We start from the raw sequence: 17,798 nt of genomic DNA, 5'->3' as shown, positions 1-17,798 counted from the left end.
TAAGACACTTGGACAAATTGTTTCATTATAGTGAAGACCCGGCCATTACGATTTTTCAGCCTCGCGCACATCCCTCCCACCCCACACTTGCTCCGGCTGTATGGGCGATTGATGCAGCAAGAGCGCCGATGTATTATTTACCGCGAGATTGCCCAAGGATTTGCTTTTACAAAAAAGCAGATTCCGAGTCAGCAGACGTCGAGCGCTTTCTTGGGTTGACGAGCGTCAAAATGGTTATGGCTATCGAAAGCAAATGGTACCCCGTGCTTACACAAACTAAGCTATATGAATATGCCTTCTCTCCAGAACCTTTTTATTTCTGGGACGAAGGCGCGGGTTACTATTTGTCAAAGGAAACCGTTACGCCACTAGACGTAAGGCCATTAGGAGACCTCGTACACTGCCTTAGCCAAGCGGATATAGAATTGCGAATTACGCCTTCGCTGTTGCCGCTTCGAGATTCATTGCTACAAAGCAGTCTGCACTTTTCCATGATCCGTATGCGAAATGCGTCGCTCACATAAAAAAACAGGCAGTCTCACCCAATGGTGGCTGCCTGTTTTTGCTTTTACAATTTAATCGGAGTTTTTGCCTGTTCCAAGCTCCATTTCTCAACATCCCACGTCTGTGTAACCCAATCCTCATAAAATTCAGGTTCGTGGCAAACGAGAAGGACGGTCCCTTTGAACTCCTTCAACGAGCGTTTGAGCTCTTCCTTGGCGACGACATCCAAGTGGTTCGTCGGCTCGTCAAATACCAGCCAGTTGCTTTCGCGCTGCAGTAATTTACAGAGACGAACTTTTGCTTGCTCGCCCCCGGACAGAGCGTTCATGTTACGATTGATATGCTCATTTTTCAAGCCACAACGTGCCAGCGCTCCGCGAACTTCATGGTTATTCATGGAAGGGAATTCATTCCATACATCATCGAGTGCAGTAATTGGCTTCGCCTTTACTTCTTGCTCGAAGTAAGCAGGATGGAGGAAATCACCTTTCTCCAGTTTTCCGCCCAGCGGTGGAATCACACCCAGCAACGTTTTCAACAGGGTAGACTTACCGACACCGTTCATGCCGACAATCGCTACTTTTTCACCGCGCTCCAGCTTCACGCTAAGCTTCGGCAGCAATGGATGAGAATATCCGATCTCCAAGTTTTCAGCCTCGATGACAAAACGGCTACTTGCCCGGGATTCTTTAAAGATAAACGAAGGTTTCGCAGCCGTTTCCGGCTTGTCGATGCGATCCATTTTATCAAGCTGCTTTTGACGGCTCTTCGCACGGCCAGTAGTAGACGCACGTGCCTTATTGCGCGCAATAAAGTCTTCCATCTTTGCGATTTCTTCCTGCTGCTTCTCAAATGCGTCAAAGTGCTGACTGCGTTTCATCTCAGACTGTGCCAGAAAGGATTCGTAGTTCCCTGTGTAACGATTCAACTTGGTAAATTCCAAATGATAAATCACATTCACGACTTCGTTCATGAAGGTCGTGTCATGGGAAATCAGCATGAAGGCATAAGGATATTCCTTCAAGTAGTTTTTCAGCCACACGATATGCTCTTCATCCAAGTAGTTCGTCGGCTCATCCAGCAAAAGAACAGTTGGTTGTTCCAGCAGCAATTTTGCCAAAAGAACCTTGGTACGCTGACCACCAGAGAGGGAGGAAACGTCACGGTCCAAACCGATTGCACTCAAACCCAAAGCGTTGGCGATTTCATCTACTTTCGCATCGATCAAATAAAAGCCGCTAGTTTCCAGCTTGTCTTGAATTTCGCCCATGCGCTCCAGCAATTCTTCCAGTTCCTCTGGAGTCGCCTCGGCCATCTTTTCACCAATCGTCATCAGTTCCGCTTCTTGCTCCAACAGCGGCAGGAAAGCATCCTTGAGTACGTCGCGAATCGTTTTGCCAGCTTGCAACTTGGTATGCTGATCCAAATATCCGTATTCGATTTTGGGCATCCATTCAACACGACCATTATCAGGCAAGTTTTGGCCTGTCAAAATCCCCATCATCGTTGATTTTCCAGTACCATTTGCGCCTACGAGTCCTACACGGTCATTCGGTTGCAAACGGAAAGACACATCGCGAAACAAAACACGGTCCCCAAAACCATGGGACAAATTCTCTACAATCAAAACACTCATGCTTTATTCTTCCTCCTGATCTGTTTCCTCTATGAGGCTTACAACAAAATTCTTTCAAAATAAGTGGGAGCGTACCGTGCCACATAAGATTCGCCCGTAAATACCAATTCGTCCAGCCGAACGCGTATATCCTGAAGGTTGACACTTTCCCCGGCGATGTTTAAGATCGCGGCTCGTGTCATTGCCCTCAGCGTATTGACTTCTGCAGCCAGCTTGTCACCGAACAGCTTGCCGCTATGCACAATCTCTGAGCGATGATTGTACGATTTTTTTACAAACTGTGCAATCCGTTCACGCTGCAAGGCGGTTTCTCCAAAATAGTAAGCCATTCGGACACGCAATTTATAGGTAATCTCGCCTTTTTTGCCATCGGGAACGAACAATGATTCCAATGCAATCCACAGATCCAACAGCTGATCCTCGTAGTTTTTCTTCTCCAGCGAAAGCGTATAGCGACGAAAAGCAAGGGACGGCAGCTTCTGTTCGACTAATGAGGTAAAAATGCCCGCAGCTTCATCATCAAATGTGTACTTGTCACCATCAAGTGATCGCTTTAAATACGTAATGCCATACATATTGCCATTGACGGTAATGATGTAAGGAATCGAACAAGTCCCCGTTGTGGAAGCTAGATTCAGCTTACTTTCGATTTCTTCAATCCACACCCGATCATCCGTTACTTTCATCTCTTCGTGATCCCCAACTAAAAATAAACTGCTGGGGTCTACACGCAAATCAAAAGTTCGCTTGTTCTCGTCCATCTCATTGCGCAAGAAACGAGACGCGATCTCATATGGCCTCTTTGCCCCTGATATGAGCGTGTACGAATTAGGCAAATCGATCCGAACGGGCTGTGCTGTTGTTGAATTGAATACGGGGGCGATTAAGACCGGCATAGTTCTCGCTCCTTCCAGACCAGCAGAGCTCGTTTATTGTTTACATAATAAATATTATGTTCTATAAACAGTATCGTGCCATTCTGTAGTTTTGACAACATATCAATTCCTTCTAAATGTGGACATGCTTCCTTATAGAATACCAGCATTTCCTATGATTCGTCATCATGTGTTTACGCCAAACTACGTAAAGAAGGAGTTGATTTTATGGAAAAGGACCATATTCTTGATGAAAATCCGCATCAAACTTACAATAATGTAGCTCAACCGCTGGAACAGACTGGCGAACCACAGCCCGGCTCTAAAAAAGTGAAGCAAGAAAATCATTCGCGCTCCATTCGAACACGAGAAGGGTAATGGATGGCACCCGGCTCTATTGCGGTCGGGTGCCCTGCCCTTCCTTTTTTTTACATCGAAAAAGATTGAATTGTCCCACAAGGATGCACTATGATAAATTTAGTATCCTTGATGGAGGTTAAGTGAAGATGATCACGATTCCACTTCCGGGCAACCATAGCCCTCTTTCCAATTTGATCAGCTACAGTGTTTCCCCGCTGTACGAGATGGCTGCTAGTTTGTATACACTCGCCCAAGAGACACCTCCCGAGCGATTTGCGTATTGGACCGAAGAAAAGTTAGAGCAGTTTGACTCAGCCCGTCTATTAAAAGAATGGAGCTATTTCGTCCCCCTCTTTCGATATGGGATCCCTGACTCATTTGACCCCCTACATACAAAAGGCGTGATGGCTGTCGATGATCAATATGAGTACTTCGTAACACTTCCCACCGATCATTTTGTGCGAAGTATGAAACCGATCTTGGAGGAGTGGATATTGCATCACGATGCTCCTATGATTGCCTTCGATTTAGAAGAGGATGCCGATTATGTGAAAGGCCGTTTTAGCCTGTTCGTTTCATCTTATTGGCAGTTATTTTTTGAGGCGAATTGGGAGGCGATTGCTCCAAAATTTGTTCGTGAAGCAGAACGGATTTATTACTCTTTACAAGGAATCGAATCCCTTACCACCTATTTGCAATCCATTTCTCCCGCCATTACCTATGACACAGCAACTCATCAACTTACCTGTCCGAGTAGTGGTCCAAGCTACGATGCGCAGCAACTCATTCTATATCCTAGCTATTATTATGCCCAAGAACCCACGCTTACGAAAAAAGGCTGGAATGCCCATTTGCTTTATTCCATCTCGGAAGCACCCACTCAACCAAAAACGCCCTCATGAAGGGCGTTTTTCATGTTGCATATGTGCGACAATTAATTGATCTAATTGTTGGCTGATTCTCACGATTTCAGGGTCAAGAAAATTGTAACCTGCATCTTTTGCTGCGCGTTCTAGCCTTTGTCGCAAGTCATCAATCATCTTACTCGTAATTTCCATGCTGCAGACCCCCACCTAACGTTGTCTCCCACTATTTTACATTATTTCAGAACAGGTGGAAAGGGGAAGATGTGGAAGAAAAAGCCTTGTACCCGTTTCCGGCACAAGGCTTTTTCCACTTCCTATTTCATGACGTGGATCGGACGACCCAAAGCCAATTCAGCAGCTTCCATTGTTACTTCACCCAGCGTTGGATGTGCATGGATGGTCAGCTCGATATCTTCGAGTGTTGCGCCCATTTCGATCGCCAATCCGATCTCTGCGATGATGTTGGATGCTTCTGGACCAACGATTTGTGCACCCAATACGAGATTCGTTTCTTTTTCTGCAATCAGCTTCACGTAGCCTTCGCCTGCATTTACAGACAGAGCGCGACCGTTTGCTGCGAATGGGAAACGACCTACAACGTAATCGATGCCTTTTTCTTTTGCTTCTTTCTCATTGATTCCTACGCTTGCGATTTCTGGATCGCAGAATACAACCGCTGGAATCGCCTTGTAGTCTACTTCTGCTGGATGGCCAGCAATCGCCTCAGCTGCAACCTTACCTTCGTAGGAAGCTTTGTGAGCCAATGCAGGACCAGCTACGATATCCCCGATCGCGTACACGTTAGGAATGTTCGTGCGACCTTGTTTGTCAACAACGATCAACCCACGGTCAGTTACGTTCATGCCGATATCGCGAATACCGAGTTCATCTGTATTTGGGCGGCGTCCAACAGTAACGAGTACGTATTCCGCCTCGATTTTTTGTTGCTCGCCTTTTACTTCCGCAGTCACGATCACACCGTTTTCTGTTTCTTCCATTCCTTGTGCCAATGCTTTTGTATGGATGGTAACGTCGAGCTTTTTCAGCTTGCGTTCCACCAAACGTGGCATGTCTGGCTCAAATCCTGGCAAGATTTGATCGGAACCTTCCAAAATCGTAACTTTCGTACCAAACTTCGCGAACACAGTGCCAAGCTCGATACCGATGTATCCGCCGCCGATTACCACGAGGCTCTTCGGCAGTTCAGTCAAGGACAGCGCTTCAGTAGAAGACATTACGCGTTTGCCAAACGGGAATGCAGGCAACTCGATTGGACGCGAACCAGTTGCAATGATGCAATGCTGGAAGCGATAACGGTTGACATCATAACCGTGGAATACACGTACTTCATTTTCACTTACGAACAATGCTTCACCAGGGATTACCTGGATTTTGTTGCCTTTGAAGAGGGAGCCTACGCCACCAGTCAGTTGCTTCACGACGCCGCTTTTCCACTCTTGCACTTTGGCAAAATCCACTTTTACATTTTCCATGGTGATACCCATGGATTCTGTATGTTGTGTGTGCTCATATGTGTGTGCAGCGTGGATCATCGCTTTGGAAGGGATGCAACCTACGTTCAGGCACACGCCGCCCAGCTCAGCTTTTTCCACGACAGCTACTGTTTTACCTAGTTGAGCTGCACGAATCGCTGCAACATATCCACCTGGACCGGCACCAATTACGAGTACGTCAACCTCTGTAGTAAATTCACCTACTACCATTGTCTCTTATCCCTCCATGACGAGCAGCGTTGGGTTTTCGAGGAGCTGCTTCACGTAGTTGACGAAACGCTGTGCAGGTTCGCCATCAACCAAGCGGTGGTCAAAGCTCAAGGACAAGTGCAACATTTGACCTACCGCGATTTCTCCATTTTTCACAATCGGCTTTTCGCTAATGCGGCCAACACCCAGAATAGCTACTTCTGGATAGTTAATGATTGGCGTGAAGAACATACCGCCCGCAGAACCGATGTTTGTGATGCTGAAAGTAGAACCTTTCAGCTCGTCAGCAGTCGCTTTGCGGTCGCGTGCTTTCTTCGCCAGCTCGCCGATTTCGCCTCCGATTTGGAAGATAGATTTGCTGTCAGCGGATTTCACAACTGGAACCAGCAAGCCGTCTTCTGTCGAGGTAGCGATACCAATGTGGTAGTACTTTTTAAAGATGATTTCTTGTTTTTCATCGTCGATAGAAGCGTTGAGCTCTGGGAATTTCTTCAGACCAGCTACAACTGCTTTCACGATCATAGGCAGGTAAGTCAGCTTCACACCACGCTCTTCAGCAAGTGGCTTCGCATCTTTGCGCATAGCGACAAGCGCTGTAACATCCACTTCGTCGAAGATCGTTACGTGTGGTGCTGTGTAAGCAGATTTCACCATTGCTTTCGCGATTGCTTTACGCATACCTTTCAGCGGAACGCGCTCTTCCAGCTCGCCAGCTTGAGGTGCGTGGTGAACAGTTGGAGCCGCTGCTGCTTGTGCTACACCTGTAGCTGCTGCTGCAGGAGCCTCAGTTGCTACTGGAGCTGCCACTTGTGCGGTTGGTGCTGCTGCTCCGCCAGATACGAAGCGGTCTACGTCTTCACGTGTGATGCGACCCAATTTGCCTGTACCAGGTACATTAGCCAATTGAACGCCTTTTTCGCGAGCGTATTTGCGAACAGAAGGTGTAGCCAACACATGCTTGCGGTCAATCGGTGCCGCTACTGCTGTTGCAGTTGCTTGTGCCATTGGCGTTTCCAGAGATTGGTTCGCATTTGCGCTCACTTGGGAACCGATGTCGCAACCTGGCTCCATTTTGTCTGCAGCTTGAGGCGCTGGTGCCGCTTCAGCAGCGTGGGAATCGCCATGACCATGGTCTGGCAGGTTCGGAATTTCGCCTTCTACGTCAAACTCGATCAGTGGATCGCCGACTACAGAAACCGTACCCTCGGTTACTTTCAGGTCGATAACTTTCCCTTTAACAGGCGACGGTACTTCTACAACCGCCTTGTCATTTTGTACTTCCATGATGACTTGGTCTTCTTCTACGGAATCTCCGGGCTGTACGTGCCATTTGACGATTTCGCCTTCATGGATACCCTCGCCGAGCTCCGGGAGTCTGAATGTAAAACGACTCACAGTATCTCCTCCTTATAACACTTCGCCATAGTAGTAAGCCTATATTTCCCAAAAGAAGGCGGAAAGCTTTCAACTTTTCCGCCATTATGTCCGTTTCTCAATTAAAAATCGAGGACTTGAGTCAGACCATCTACTACGCGTTTTACGTCAGGCAGCCATACATCTTCTGCTTGTGCAAACGGGTAAACGGTATCTGGTGCTGTAATACGCAGCACTGGTGCTTCGAGGTGCAGGATTGCACGCTCGTTGATTTGCGTGATGATTTCTGCCGCAACACCAGACGTTTTTTGTGCTTCTTGAACTACAATCGCACGATTTGTTTTCTTCACAGAATCCACGATCGTATCGATATCGAGTGGGCTGATGGTGCGCAGGTCGATTACTTCTACTTTTGCTCCACGCGCTTTCTCGATTTCTTCTGCTGCTTTCAGGCTGGTATGCACCATCGCACCATAGGTGATGATGGTAACATCGCTACCTTCTTTAACTACGTTTGCTTTGCCGAGTGGAATCGTGTACTCGCCTTCTGGAACTTCTTGACGGAAGGAACGGTACAGCTTCATGTGCTCGAGGAAAACAACTGGATCGTTGTCGCGAATCGCGGAGATCAACAGTCCTTTTGCATCATATGGGTTGGAAGGGATAACCACTTTCAGACCCGGAGTTTGCATCATCAAGCCTTCCAAAGAGTCAGCATGCAGCTCAGGCGTTTTCACACCGCCACCAAATGGGGAGCGGAATGTAACTGGGCTCGTGAAGCGACCGCCGGAACGGTAACGCATACGAGTAGCTTGAGATGCAATAGCATCGAACGTTTCAAATACGAAACCAAAGAACTGAATTTCTGCTACTGGACGGAAGCCGTTTACGGAAAGACCAACAGCCAAACCGCCGATTCCGGACTCAGCGAGCGGCGTATCGAAAACGCGTTGCTCGCCGAACTCAGCTTGCAGACCTTCTGTTGCACGGAACACCCCGCCGTTGTTACCTACGTCTTCACCGAAGACAAGAACGGTTTCATCGCGCTTCAATTCTACGCGCATTGCATCCGTAATGGCTTGAACCATTGTCATTTGTGCCATGGCTTATTTCGACTCCTTCGCCAGGAATTCTGCCTTTTGCTCTTCGAGTGCAGGCGGCAGTGTCTCAAACATTACATCGATCAGTTCGGAAACCTTCATCTTAGGTGTTTCGTCCGCTTTTTTGATTGCGTCCGCAACAGCTGCTTTCGCTTCTTCGATGACAGCTTCTTCGTCTTTTTCGCTCCACAGGCCTTTTGCCTCGAGGAACTTGCGGAAGCGGATCAGTGGATCGCGCAGTTCCCACTCGCTTTGCTCTTCACCTGTACGGTAACGAGTTGGGTCGTCACCAGCCATGGTGTGAGGACCATAACGGTACGTCATTGCTTCGATCAGAGTCGCACCTTCGCCATTCACGCCGCGCTCTTTTGCTTGTTGAACCGCGTAGTAAACTGCGAGAATATCCATACCGTCAACGCGTTCGCTAGCAATACCAGCTGCAACTGCTTTGACTGCGATATTTTCAGAAGCCGTTTGTTTTTCGAACGGCAGTGAGATTGCATAACCGTTGTTTTGGGAGAAGAAGATAACAGGCAGCTTGTATACCCCTGCAAAGTTCATACCCTCATAGAAGTCACCTTGGGAGGTCGCACCGTCACCAAAGTAGTTGATCGCAACTTTCTTTTCACCGCGCAGCTTGTAACCCATTGCAACACCTGTTGCTTGTGTACATTGAGCTGCGATGATGATTTGAGGCATCAATACGTTTACACCTTCAGGAATTTTGCCACCCTCGATGTGTCCGCGGGAGTACAGGAATGCTTTGTGCATAGGGTAACCATGCCATACCATTTGTGGAATATCACGGTAGCTAGGCAGGACAAAGTCTTCTTTGGAAAGAGCAGCCTCGGAACCGATCATGCTTGCTTCTTGACCAGCTACTGGTGCATAGAAACCAAGGCGGCCTTGGCGGTTCAAGCTGATTGCGCGTTGGTCCCATACACGGGTAAATACCATTTTACGCATCAGTTCACGCAATTCATCATCGGAGAGCTTAGGCATCAAGTCAGGACGAACAACTGTACCATCCGGGGCAAGAATTTGCAGCGGGGCGTTGTTCTCTGTTTGTTCAACAGCAGTGGATACGCTCATCACATTCACCTCGTCACTAGAATAAGGGACTTCCTTTTCCCGAGTTGCCCTTTGTCGCCTTTATCTGAGCATCTGCTCGATGAGCGACGAATGCAATTCGCAGCGGAAGTGACCCTGATAAAAACCAGAAGAAAGTTGCATGGTGCAAGAAAGGGCTTACAGCGCCGTTTGCAACACCCTGTTATAATGCAGATGAAATACCTGTTTAACGTGTTACAGTATTGATATTACAGGGTTTATTTCCTCTCTGTTATCATTTACTATATAAGCTGTATCAGTTTTTTTCAAGGCTTAGTTTTTCATTTGAGCAAACAGGGAGTGTGAATCGATGTCTGACTATGTAAAGCGAACCATAATGAAAGAAGAAGTGCCCAGCATCCACGTGGACACTCCCCGCTCGGTCAAAGTATACCTACCGCCGGGGTACAATGAGCTTCTTTCTTACCCTGTTGTGTATTGTCAGGATGGGAACGACTTTTTTACGATGGGGCGAATCGCAACCATCTCCAATCAATTGATTCTGGAAGAAGGTATCGAACCCTACATCGTCGTCGGTGTCTCAGTCGATCGCAACAAGCGCACGAGCGAGTATTCTCCGTCTGGGTCGAGAAACGCAGCCTATCAGCGTTTTTTCACCGAAGAGCTGATTCCTTACATAGAGGAGCGCTATCCTGTACGCCGTGATCCCGGTTCACGCATACTGGCAGGAGACTCTTTGGGTGGAACCGTTTCTTTGCATCTCGCATTGGAGCACCCCGACCTCTTTCCACAGGTACTCGCGCTGTCCGGGGCTTTTTTCCAAACGACACTCGACCCGCTTTTGAATCAGTCCAGTCTATCTTGGCTGCGAATCTGGATGGTCGTTGGCCTCGATGAGACAGCTGTGGAAACAAGTGCGGGTACCTTCGATTTCGTGCAATGGAATCGCGAGGCAAAACAGATTCTGGAGGACAAGCAAGCAACCTTGTCCTACCGAGAAAAACCAGGGAATCACGTCTGGGGTTTGTGGCAAAAAGAGCTGCCTGACGCCTTGCGTTACTTCTTCCCACCTCCCCGTCTGTAACCATTACGAGCCATTGATTTCTTTGATGTCCTCGTACCCGTAATACCGGCCATCCACCAGGAAAATACCTTGGTGGTTGGCTTTTTCAATTTCGCCCGCAACCTGATTGGCGTCGTTTAGAACGATGTTGACAATCTTGCTCTCGTCCCGTTTCATTTGATTGAGAATGCGTTCTCGCTCTTTAGCCGAGATCATATCCATCCCTCTTTTCCCCTATGTTGGATAGCTATAGTATTTCATTGGCGGGTCTGAATTACACACACAAGTGAGTCAACCGAATGGAACCAAAAAAAAGCCTTGCCGCTCTCCCATTTTCCGGACACGGCAAGACTTTTACACGTCTTTATTTATTGTTCGACGGTTGTATATTTAAAATCTCTACCACCAAACGGGTTGATCAAAAACCCTTTGACTTTGTCATTTTTTATATAGGGTCTTGCGCCATAATACACAGGAGCAATCGGCATTTCCTCCATTAAGATAGTCTCAGCCTCACGCATGATCGCATTACGCTTCGTCGGATCTTTTTCCAAGTAACTCTGGACGATTAGCTCCCGGTATCTGTTGTTTTCCCAAGCAGCGTCATTCGTCCCCACTGTTTTGTCCTTGAAAATTTCCAGGAAATTGATGGGGTCGTTAAAATCAGCACCCCAATTTCGGTAGGCAAACTGATAGTTTTTGGAGCGCTTGTTTTGTAAAAATACTTTTTCCTCCAAGCCACTGATTTTCACATCAACACCTAGACTTCTTTTCCATTGATCCTGAAGAGCTTCCGCCAGCTTTTTCTGACGATCGTCACCTGAACCATATGTGAATGTCACTTCAGGCATCGTCGAAAGCCCCAGCTCCTTCAACCCTTCAGCCAATAACTGCTTGGCTTTGTCTACATCCTCTTGAAAATAGTCATTTCCGCTGAGTTGCATAGAGGGCGGAACCCATGCAAAAGCCGCAGGCACCCCTGTCTGCACGATTCCGTCTACGAGAGGCTGCCGTTGGATCGAATACGAGAAGGCTTGTCGAATCTTTTTATTCGTAAAAGGGGGCATGGTTGTATTAAAGGTGACGGCAACAGTATTCGGATACGGCGCCATTACGACTTTTCCTTCATCCTGCAAAGCGGGGATCACATCGACGGGCAACACATAGGTTGGATGCCCTCCCCAATCCAAATCACCAGAATCAAACAACGCTTGAGCGGTGTTGGTATCGGTAATCATGCTCCAGACGATCTTGTCGAGTTTTACAGCATCTTTGTCATGATACTTCTCGTTTTTCACAAGAACCAATTTGTTTTTATGCTCCCACAGCTCCATTTTGAATGGGCCGTTGCCCACGTAGTTGTCTGGAGACGCTGCCCAGTCCGGATGTGCCTCCAAGGTCTTTTTATGTAAAGGAAACAATGTCGGGAAAGCTGTCAGCTCGTAAAAAAACGGAGCTGGCGAATTGAGCTTGACCTCTAGTGTAAAATCGTCTAGCGCTTTGACCCCTACGTCTTCATGCGATCCTTTCCCTGTGTTGAACTCCTCTGCTCCTTTAATGAAATAAAGCATATAGGCATATTCGGATGCTGTCTTCGGATCGAGATTTCTTTTCCAGGCAAACTCAAAATCATGGGCGGTTACCGAATCTCCGTTGCTCCATAGCGCATTCGTTTTCAATTTGAACGTGTACGTCGTCAAATCCTCGGATACTGTATAGCTGTCGGCAATCGCGTTGGCTATTTTCCCATCCGGTCCATAGCGGGTCAGTCCTTCAAAACAGGCAGTAATGACATCAAAGGAAGTGCCATCGGAAGCAAGTCCGGGATCTGCTGTCGGAGGCTCTCCACCGTCTGCGTTCCAATTCAAGACCATCTCTTTCCCCGTTGGCTGCGTTGGTTGAGATGCCAGATCATTCGGTTTGTTAGGTACAGCCGTTTCACTTGTACTACATCCTGCTAAAACTTGAAGTAGCAAGAAACAGCTGAAAATGAAGCTCATCCTCTTTCTCATCGAGACCATCCCCCTTGATTCCATTCGATTCCATCCACCAGTAAACGTTATCGCTTTATCACACTACCATGATAGCGCAAGTGTAGACGAAACAAATCAGACGGAATGGCGAAAAACAGATCGTGTAGAGACTCTTATTTTGTACAAATTGTCTAACTATTTAGAATCTATTTTTGAGGCAAAGAAAAAAGCCAGCCTTCCCTTCGACTGGCTACAACCCATTGAAACAATTACACCGTTTCCAATAATTGCTCGACTGCTTCCACAACGGTGTTGATATGTTGATCACGAATGTGTCGATGCGTCGTAAAGCGAATGACATACTCGTCAAAATCAACAGCGAGCACTCCTTTTTCCTCCAATCGTTCCAAGAAGGCGACAGCTGTTTGTCCAATCGAGTCCGTATTCACGAGTACGATATTCGTCTCGACTTGCTCGACCTGGAGCGATAGCTGGCGCAAGCCTTTTGCCAATTGCTGTGCCCGTTCATGGTCTTCGGCCAATCGTTCAGTCATTTGAGTCAGAGCGATGATGCCCGGTGCTGCCAAATACCCTGCCTGGCGCAGCCCGCCTCCTAATTTTTTTCTCCACCATCTCGCTTCTTCGATAAACGCACGATCACCAGCCAAAATAGAACCAACTGGAGCACTAAGCCCTTTGGACAAGCAAATCTGAACGGTATCGGCAAAAGCGCTTAGCTCACTGACTGCAACACCTTGGGCCACAGCCGCATTGAAGAGACGGGCACCGTCCAAATGAACGGGAATACTGTATTTTTGTGCGATATCATAGACACTCTTCATTTGCGCGACAGAGATTACCGCCCCGCCAGCGCGATTATGTGTATTTTCGAGACAGATCAATTTTGTGCGAGGAAAATGGATATTGTTGCCCCGAATCGCCCTCTCCACATCCTCTGCACGCAAAGCACCACGTTCGCCAACCAGTGTCCGTGTCTGCACGCCAGCCAATGCCGACATAGCGCCGCCTTCATAGTAAAAAATGTGCGAATCCGCTTCCGCAATGACCTCGTCTCCGTTGACACAATGCGTCAAAACAGCCACTTGATTGCCTTGCGTTCCACTTGTTACGAACAGGGCTGCTTCCTTTCCGAGTATTTCAGCCGCGATCGCTTCCAAACGATTGACAGTTGGGTCCTCCCGGTAAACATCATCACCAACCTCCGCTTCCGCCATTGCTCGAAGCATCTCCTCGGTTGGTTTGGTAATGGTATCGCTGCGCAAATCGATTTTCATAGATGACTCTCCTTCCTCCCTGTTGTCATTCTCTAGACATGTCGTAACACTTTCAACATTGCATCCTGAATTCCCTCTTGCTAAGATGAAGGGGTAACTTACATACAGTTAGGGGATTTGACCTGTGAAACTAAAAATCACGCGTAACGCTGCCAAGCAATTGGCTCCAATCATCGAGCAAGAAGAAGACAAAGAATTGAAACTGCGCGTTTATATCACTCACGCTCACGGTGATCATGCACACTACGGACTCGCTCTGGACAAGCCAACAGAAGAAGATGTTGTGATCTCGACAGACAAAGAGATCGATGTGATCGTGAAAAAGGATGAGCCATTGCTAGATGGCGTCGTCATTGATTACCTCTTCTTGCCGCAAGAAGGTTTTGTTATTACCAACCCTTCTAAAGGTAACACAGGCGACCACTAAGCATGATACAGATAAACCCTCTGCTTTTTACAGGCAGAGGGTTTTCTTTGATAATTCGTTTCTTATTCGTCAGTAGCCATGGTGTACAGCTCTATCGGTAAATCTTTCAGCAACGGTGAAGAAACGCCATCAACCTGCGTCAAAACAAGTCGATGGACCGGACGCGTCATGGCGACATACAATAATTTTGCGTCCCATTCATTATTTTGATAGGCGTCTATATCCAGTAAAATGACCACATCGAACTGCAAGCCTTTCGTTAAAAAAGCAGGCATGACGGTGACGCCACCCGGAAATTGGTTATCCTTGCTGCCTAACAGAGTCAGATCAGCGACCTTGTCTTGCAGGCCTTTATGTGCTTTTTTACTGGCTTGAATGGTTTTCGCTACGATCGCAATCGTTTTGAAGCCTTCCGACTGGTAGGCAGCCACACGCGAAGAGATGTCCTCCCACAGTTGCACTCGTGAACGAGCCTTGACCATGATTGGTTTTTCACCATGCCGCAAAACCGGTTTTGCCAATACCGTCTCTGGCAATTCAATTTGCCGCAACACTTCATTGGCACAGCGCATAATTTCTATTGTCGAACGATAGCTTTGCGACAACGTATAATAGGAAGGAAACAGATGTGCAAAAATCCCCTTCGTCAACTCTTCCCACGCATGAATCCCCCGATAGCTATGAATGCCTTGCGCAATATCTCCCACGATCGTGAGCGAATTTCGCTTGGTTGCCAATGCAATCACGGCTATTTCTAACGCACTCAAGTCTTGTGCCTCATCCACGACCGTATGATCAAAATGCTCCGCTTTATTCATTCCTTCAACAATATGCTGCAAATATAGCAATGGCGCGATATCTTCCGGTTCCAATCTCTCCTCTGCAAACAGCGCAGCACTTGACTGCGTCACATCACGAACAACTTCGTCTGAAATGTCAGCAGGTACGAGCTTGCGCAGCAATTCCTCGTCAGCAATCAACTCGCGATAAGCTGCGAAGATCTCCAGTCTTGGAAACGAAGTCAGGTACGTATCCAGTATTTGCTCCAGCATTTTCTCGAATTTGTACAAGCCTTCTTTGTCCAAATCGACTTTTCGCTCTCGCAAATGGGCAAACAATTGCTTGTTCATTTCTTGTTTCAAATGCTTGCGAAGCGCTTCTACCCGGCGATGATACGGCATATTGGCGAATTGCTCCAGGAAGCACTGACGAATAAAATCACCGGGAATGGAAAAGACTTGCTTCGTTTTGTTGTATAAAAAGCTGAGCTTCTTAAAAGGGATTCTTGTTTCGACGATATGCCGAATGTACTGCTCAAGCGCCTCTCGACAAGCGAGCGATCCTTTGAAGCGAAGCCTGTTGCGCGTCATTTCTTGCTGGCGCTCATCCTGCCCCTCTTCGAAGAACAATTGAAGAGGCTTATCTGGACTCACGATTCTCCATCCTTTTGGCAGCAGAGGCTTCACAAGACGCGCTGCCCAATCTACAAAGGTAGACTGTTGAACGTCATCGACTCCCAGCTCAGGTAAAACCTCGGATATGTAGGTAAGAAACATCCGGTTAGGTGCAAACACCATGAACTTTTTGGACATCATGGAATCCTGGTAGTTATAAATCAAATAGGAGAGTCGGTGCAGCGCGATGGTTGTTTTTCCGCTCCCCGCTACTCCTTGCACAACAATGGGCCGTTCTTTTTCCGCCCGGATAATATCATTTTGCTCGGATTGAATCGTAGCGACGATGTCTTTTAGCCTGCTATCGTTTGCCTGATTCAGATTGGCTGCCAAAAATTCATCAATGAAGCCCTCTTGCAAAAATTCGTCGGGATGCCCCATTTCGCGGTTAATCGTTTCTTTTACCGCTCCATCATAGATGCCGACGATCTTTCCGTCTTCAATCGCAAAATTACGCTTTAATCGAACTTCACCACGTACGATCTCGCGTCCCATCCGGTAAAACGCGTCTTTGCTCTCACCAGAGTAATAAAGACCGGCGATAGGCGCACGCCAATCTACGACGACAGAATCAAATGTATCGCTGCGTACAATTCCTCGTTTTCCTATGTAGACCTGATCCAGCTCGTAGATTTCATCCTTCAAGAAATCCACTCTGCCGAAATAAGGCTTCTCTCGACCCTGATCTTCCAGGTAGCGCAAATCCTTTGCCTTTTTATAGTTCACGACCTGTTTCACATAGTCATCCGTTGCCTCGCGAATATCATTGCGAAGCTGCTCCATTTCTTCGTCGATCGCTGAAATGGTTTCATCCAGCTTTTTTTGTTCCAATTCATAATCACGATGCTGTGTACTCACATTCATTCCCCCTCACATGTATCGTGTCATTGAACGTATCAGGACCATTGCCTAGCCAACCATATTCCAACCGCACAAGAGAGTAGGCCGACTCCCAAACTGAGAAGAGCGTACAAAGTGCCACGCAACAGGTGACCTTCTCCCCAAAAAGAGACCACTTCCAAGGAGAAGCTAGAGAAAGTCGTAAATCCTCCCATGACACCCGTTGCAAATAAGAGATAGAGCGTTGGAGATAAAATGTCGCGTTCTTTCCCCAGCACGAACAAGATGCCGATGATCAAAGATCCACAAACATTGGCGATCCAGGTTCCCCACGGCCATCCCGGCTGATTCGCGAGCAAAGACAATAGGTAGCGAACAAGAGAGCCAACTGCTCCTCCAACCGCCACAGCTATCCACGCCATCGCTTTCCCTCCTTGGCTATCAAAACCGTATGTATGTTACAGAAAAAGACACCCTAGCTTCAAGCGAGGATGTCTGTCGTATCAGTAATTGTTATCTTACTGTTTTGGCTTATTTTCTTCAAGGTCTTCCACATAACGGATGGAGTCCAAATTTGCTTTCAATGAAAGCTTAACGGCGTCAATATACTTTTGGCGCAATGCTTTTTGTTCGAGCTTTTCCTCTTCGGTCAAACCTTCTTCGCGAGATTTTTTGACCAATTCGTTAATGCGTTTAATTTCTGCGTCAGATACCACTGCTGGTTCCTCCCACTCTGTAGTAGTGCCGCTTCATTATACCACATTCGAATGATCCCGCAAGACAGCCGAACACTTATGGGGTATCAGGAAGGATGAGAGTCTGACCCGGATAAATCCTGTTGCTCTCTAAACCGTTCGCATCCTTAATCTCTATTATATAGTCACGAACATCCATATGCTGATTTGTATTGTATTGAACAGCTAATGACCATAGGCTATCTCCGGATTGTACAGTTACCTCTCTACCCTTTGGCTCCTCCATTGGCGAAGAAGCAAACACTAGTTCGGTCAACAAGTAAAAAAAGAGAGTAAATGTAATAAGAAACAAGAGAGCTTGTCCTCTCGTGATACCAAAACGAACACGGCGTTCTTCTTTTTTCTCGAAACGATTACGTACTGTCGATGAATTCATGATAATGGCCCCCTCACAAACATACGTTCTGATCACTTGTAACCTCATAATAAATGAGAACATATGTTCATGTCAACAAATAATCGAACTTATGTTTGTCGAACG

Annotated in this window: 19 protein-coding genes; 5 read left to right on the top strand and 14 right to left on the bottom strand. The window is 47.2% G+C overall.

The annotated features are described in order from the left end of the window. Positions 1-8: 8 nt before the first annotated feature. Positions 9-524 carry a DUF6886 family protein gene (locus tag EL268_RS13140; protein ID WP_106656509.1) on the top strand — a complete coding sequence of 172 codons (516 nt, stop codon included), beginning with the start codon at positions 9-11 and terminating at the stop codon, positions 522-524. A gap of 44 nt (positions 525-568) precedes the next feature. On the opposite strand, the gene EL268_RS13135 is transcribed toward EL268_RS13140, so the two are convergent. After that, a complete protein-coding gene (locus EL268_RS13135; RefSeq protein WP_106656510.1) occupies positions 569-2,140 on the bottom strand; it encodes an ABC-F family ATP-binding cassette domain-containing protein in 1,572 nt (523 codons plus the stop codon). Positions 2,141-2,178: 38 nt separating this feature from the next. Then, on the bottom strand, positions 2,179-3,036 hold the full coding sequence (locus EL268_RS13130) for a HEPN domain-containing protein (RefSeq protein ID WP_106656511.1): 858 nt from the start codon (positions 3,034-3,036) through the stop codon (positions 2,179-2,181). Between the two features lie 207 nt (positions 3,037-3,243). Between EL268_RS13130 and EL268_RS13125 the strand changes: the two genes are divergently transcribed. After that, entirely contained in the window at positions 3,244-3,393 is a 150-nt protein-coding gene (locus EL268_RS13125; RefSeq protein WP_106656512.1) for a small acid-soluble spore protein P, read from the top strand. 128 nt (positions 3,394-3,521) lie between these two features. Beyond that, positions 3,522-4,277, top strand: a complete 756-nt coding sequence (locus EL268_RS13120) for a hypothetical protein (RefSeq protein ID WP_106656513.1) — start codon at positions 3,522-3,524, stop codon at positions 4,275-4,277. Here EL268_RS13120 and EL268_RS13115 read toward each other — a convergent pair. From EL268_RS13115 to pdhA, 5 genes are all read right to left on the bottom strand, one after another. Then, the gene (locus EL268_RS13115) at positions 4,272-4,433 is read right to left on the bottom strand and encodes an aspartyl-phosphate phosphatase Spo0E family protein (RefSeq protein ID WP_106656514.1); all 162 of its coding nucleotides are present in this window, start codon (positions 4,431-4,433) and stop codon (positions 4,272-4,274) included. The two genes, EL268_RS13120 and EL268_RS13115, sit on opposite strands and share 6 nt — an antisense overlap. 122 nt (positions 4,434-4,555) lie before the next feature. Further along, a complete protein-coding gene (gene lpdA, locus EL268_RS13110; protein ID WP_106656515.1) occupies positions 4,556-5,965 on the bottom strand; it encodes a dihydrolipoyl dehydrogenase in 1,410 nt (469 codons plus the stop codon). 6 nt (positions 5,966-5,971) lie between these two features. Then, the gene (locus EL268_RS13105) at positions 5,972-7,360 is read right to left on the bottom strand and encodes a dihydrolipoamide acetyltransferase family protein (RefSeq protein WP_106656516.1); all 1,389 of its coding nucleotides are present in this window, start codon (positions 7,358-7,360) and stop codon (positions 5,972-5,974) included. Positions 7,361-7,461: 101 nt separating this feature from the next. Continuing rightward, on the bottom strand, positions 7,462-8,442 hold the full coding sequence (locus EL268_RS13100) for an alpha-ketoacid dehydrogenase subunit beta (RefSeq protein WP_047067643.1): 981 nt from the start codon (positions 8,440-8,442) through the stop codon (positions 7,462-7,464). 3 nt (positions 8,443-8,445) lie between these two features. After that, entirely contained in the window at positions 8,446-9,531 is a 1,086-nt protein-coding gene (gene pdhA / locus EL268_RS13095) for a pyruvate dehydrogenase (acetyl-transferring) E1 component subunit alpha (protein ID WP_015891588.1), read from the bottom strand. Positions 9,532-9,859: 328 nt separating this feature from the next. Here pdhA and EL268_RS13090 point away from each other — a divergent pair, with 328 nt between their 5' ends. Further along, positions 9,860-10,594 (top strand): alpha/beta hydrolase, encoded by a 735-nt coding sequence (locus tag EL268_RS13090; protein ID WP_007718904.1) that lies wholly within the window; start codon positions 9,860-9,862, stop codon positions 10,592-10,594. Between the two features lie 3 nt (positions 10,595-10,597). On the opposite strand, the gene EL268_RS13085 is transcribed toward EL268_RS13090, so the two are convergent. From EL268_RS13085 to ltaE, 3 genes are all read right to left on the bottom strand, one after another. Next, the gene (locus tag EL268_RS13085; RefSeq protein ID WP_015891590.1) at positions 10,598-10,795 is read right to left on the bottom strand and encodes a hypothetical protein; all 198 of its coding nucleotides are present in this window, start codon (positions 10,793-10,795) and stop codon (positions 10,598-10,600) included. Positions 10,796-10,941: 146 nt separating this feature from the next. Next, entirely contained in the window at positions 10,942-12,585 is a 1,644-nt protein-coding gene (locus EL268_RS13080) for a peptide ABC transporter substrate-binding protein (RefSeq protein ID WP_106656517.1), read from the bottom strand. A gap of 230 nt (positions 12,586-12,815) precedes the next feature. Further along, a complete protein-coding gene (gene ltaE, locus EL268_RS13075) occupies positions 12,816-13,841 on the bottom strand; it encodes a low-specificity L-threonine aldolase (RefSeq protein ID WP_106656518.1) in 1,026 nt (341 codons plus the stop codon). A gap of 124 nt (positions 13,842-13,965) precedes the next feature. On the opposite strand from ltaE, the gene EL268_RS13070 reads away from it, so the two are divergent. Beyond that, positions 13,966-14,268: a HesB/IscA family protein gene (locus EL268_RS13070; RefSeq protein ID WP_015891593.1), complete on the top strand. Its 303-nt coding sequence runs from the start codon at positions 13,966-13,968 to the stop codon at positions 14,266-14,268. A gap of 62 nt (positions 14,269-14,330) precedes the next feature. Here the strand turns inward: EL268_RS13070 and EL268_RS13065 are convergent, their stop codons facing one another. The 4 genes from EL268_RS13065 to yneA all read right to left on the bottom strand — a co-directional run bounded on the left by EL268_RS13065 (position 14,331) and on the right by yneA (position 17,693). Next, on the bottom strand, positions 14,331-16,580 hold the full coding sequence (locus EL268_RS13065; protein ID WP_106656519.1) for a HelD family protein: 2,250 nt from the start codon (positions 16,578-16,580) through the stop codon (positions 14,331-14,333). 38 nt (positions 16,581-16,618) lie between these two features. Continuing rightward, positions 16,619-16,984, bottom strand: a complete 366-nt coding sequence (gene crcB, locus EL268_RS13060; protein ID WP_106656520.1) for a fluoride efflux transporter CrcB — start codon at positions 16,982-16,984, stop codon at positions 16,619-16,621. 96 nt (positions 16,985-17,080) lie between these two features. Continuing rightward, on the bottom strand, positions 17,081-17,278 hold the full coding sequence (locus tag EL268_RS13055; protein ID WP_106656521.1) for a DUF896 domain-containing protein: 198 nt from the start codon (positions 17,276-17,278) through the stop codon (positions 17,081-17,083). A 76-nt stretch (positions 17,279-17,354) separates the two neighbouring features. Beyond that, a complete protein-coding gene (gene yneA / locus EL268_RS13050; protein WP_106656522.1) occupies positions 17,355-17,693 on the bottom strand; it encodes a cell division suppressor protein YneA in 339 nt (112 codons plus the stop codon). Between the last annotated feature and the right edge of the window lie 105 nt (positions 17,694-17,798).

Source organism: Brevibacillus brevis, from assembly GCF_900637055.1.
In the GTDB taxonomy this organism is placed as follows: Bacteria; Bacillota; Bacilli; order Brevibacillales; family Brevibacillaceae; genus Brevibacillus; species Brevibacillus brevis.
The sequence above is the reverse complement of the archived record's forward strand: the minus strand, read 5'-3'. Positions and strand labels throughout refer to the sequence as shown.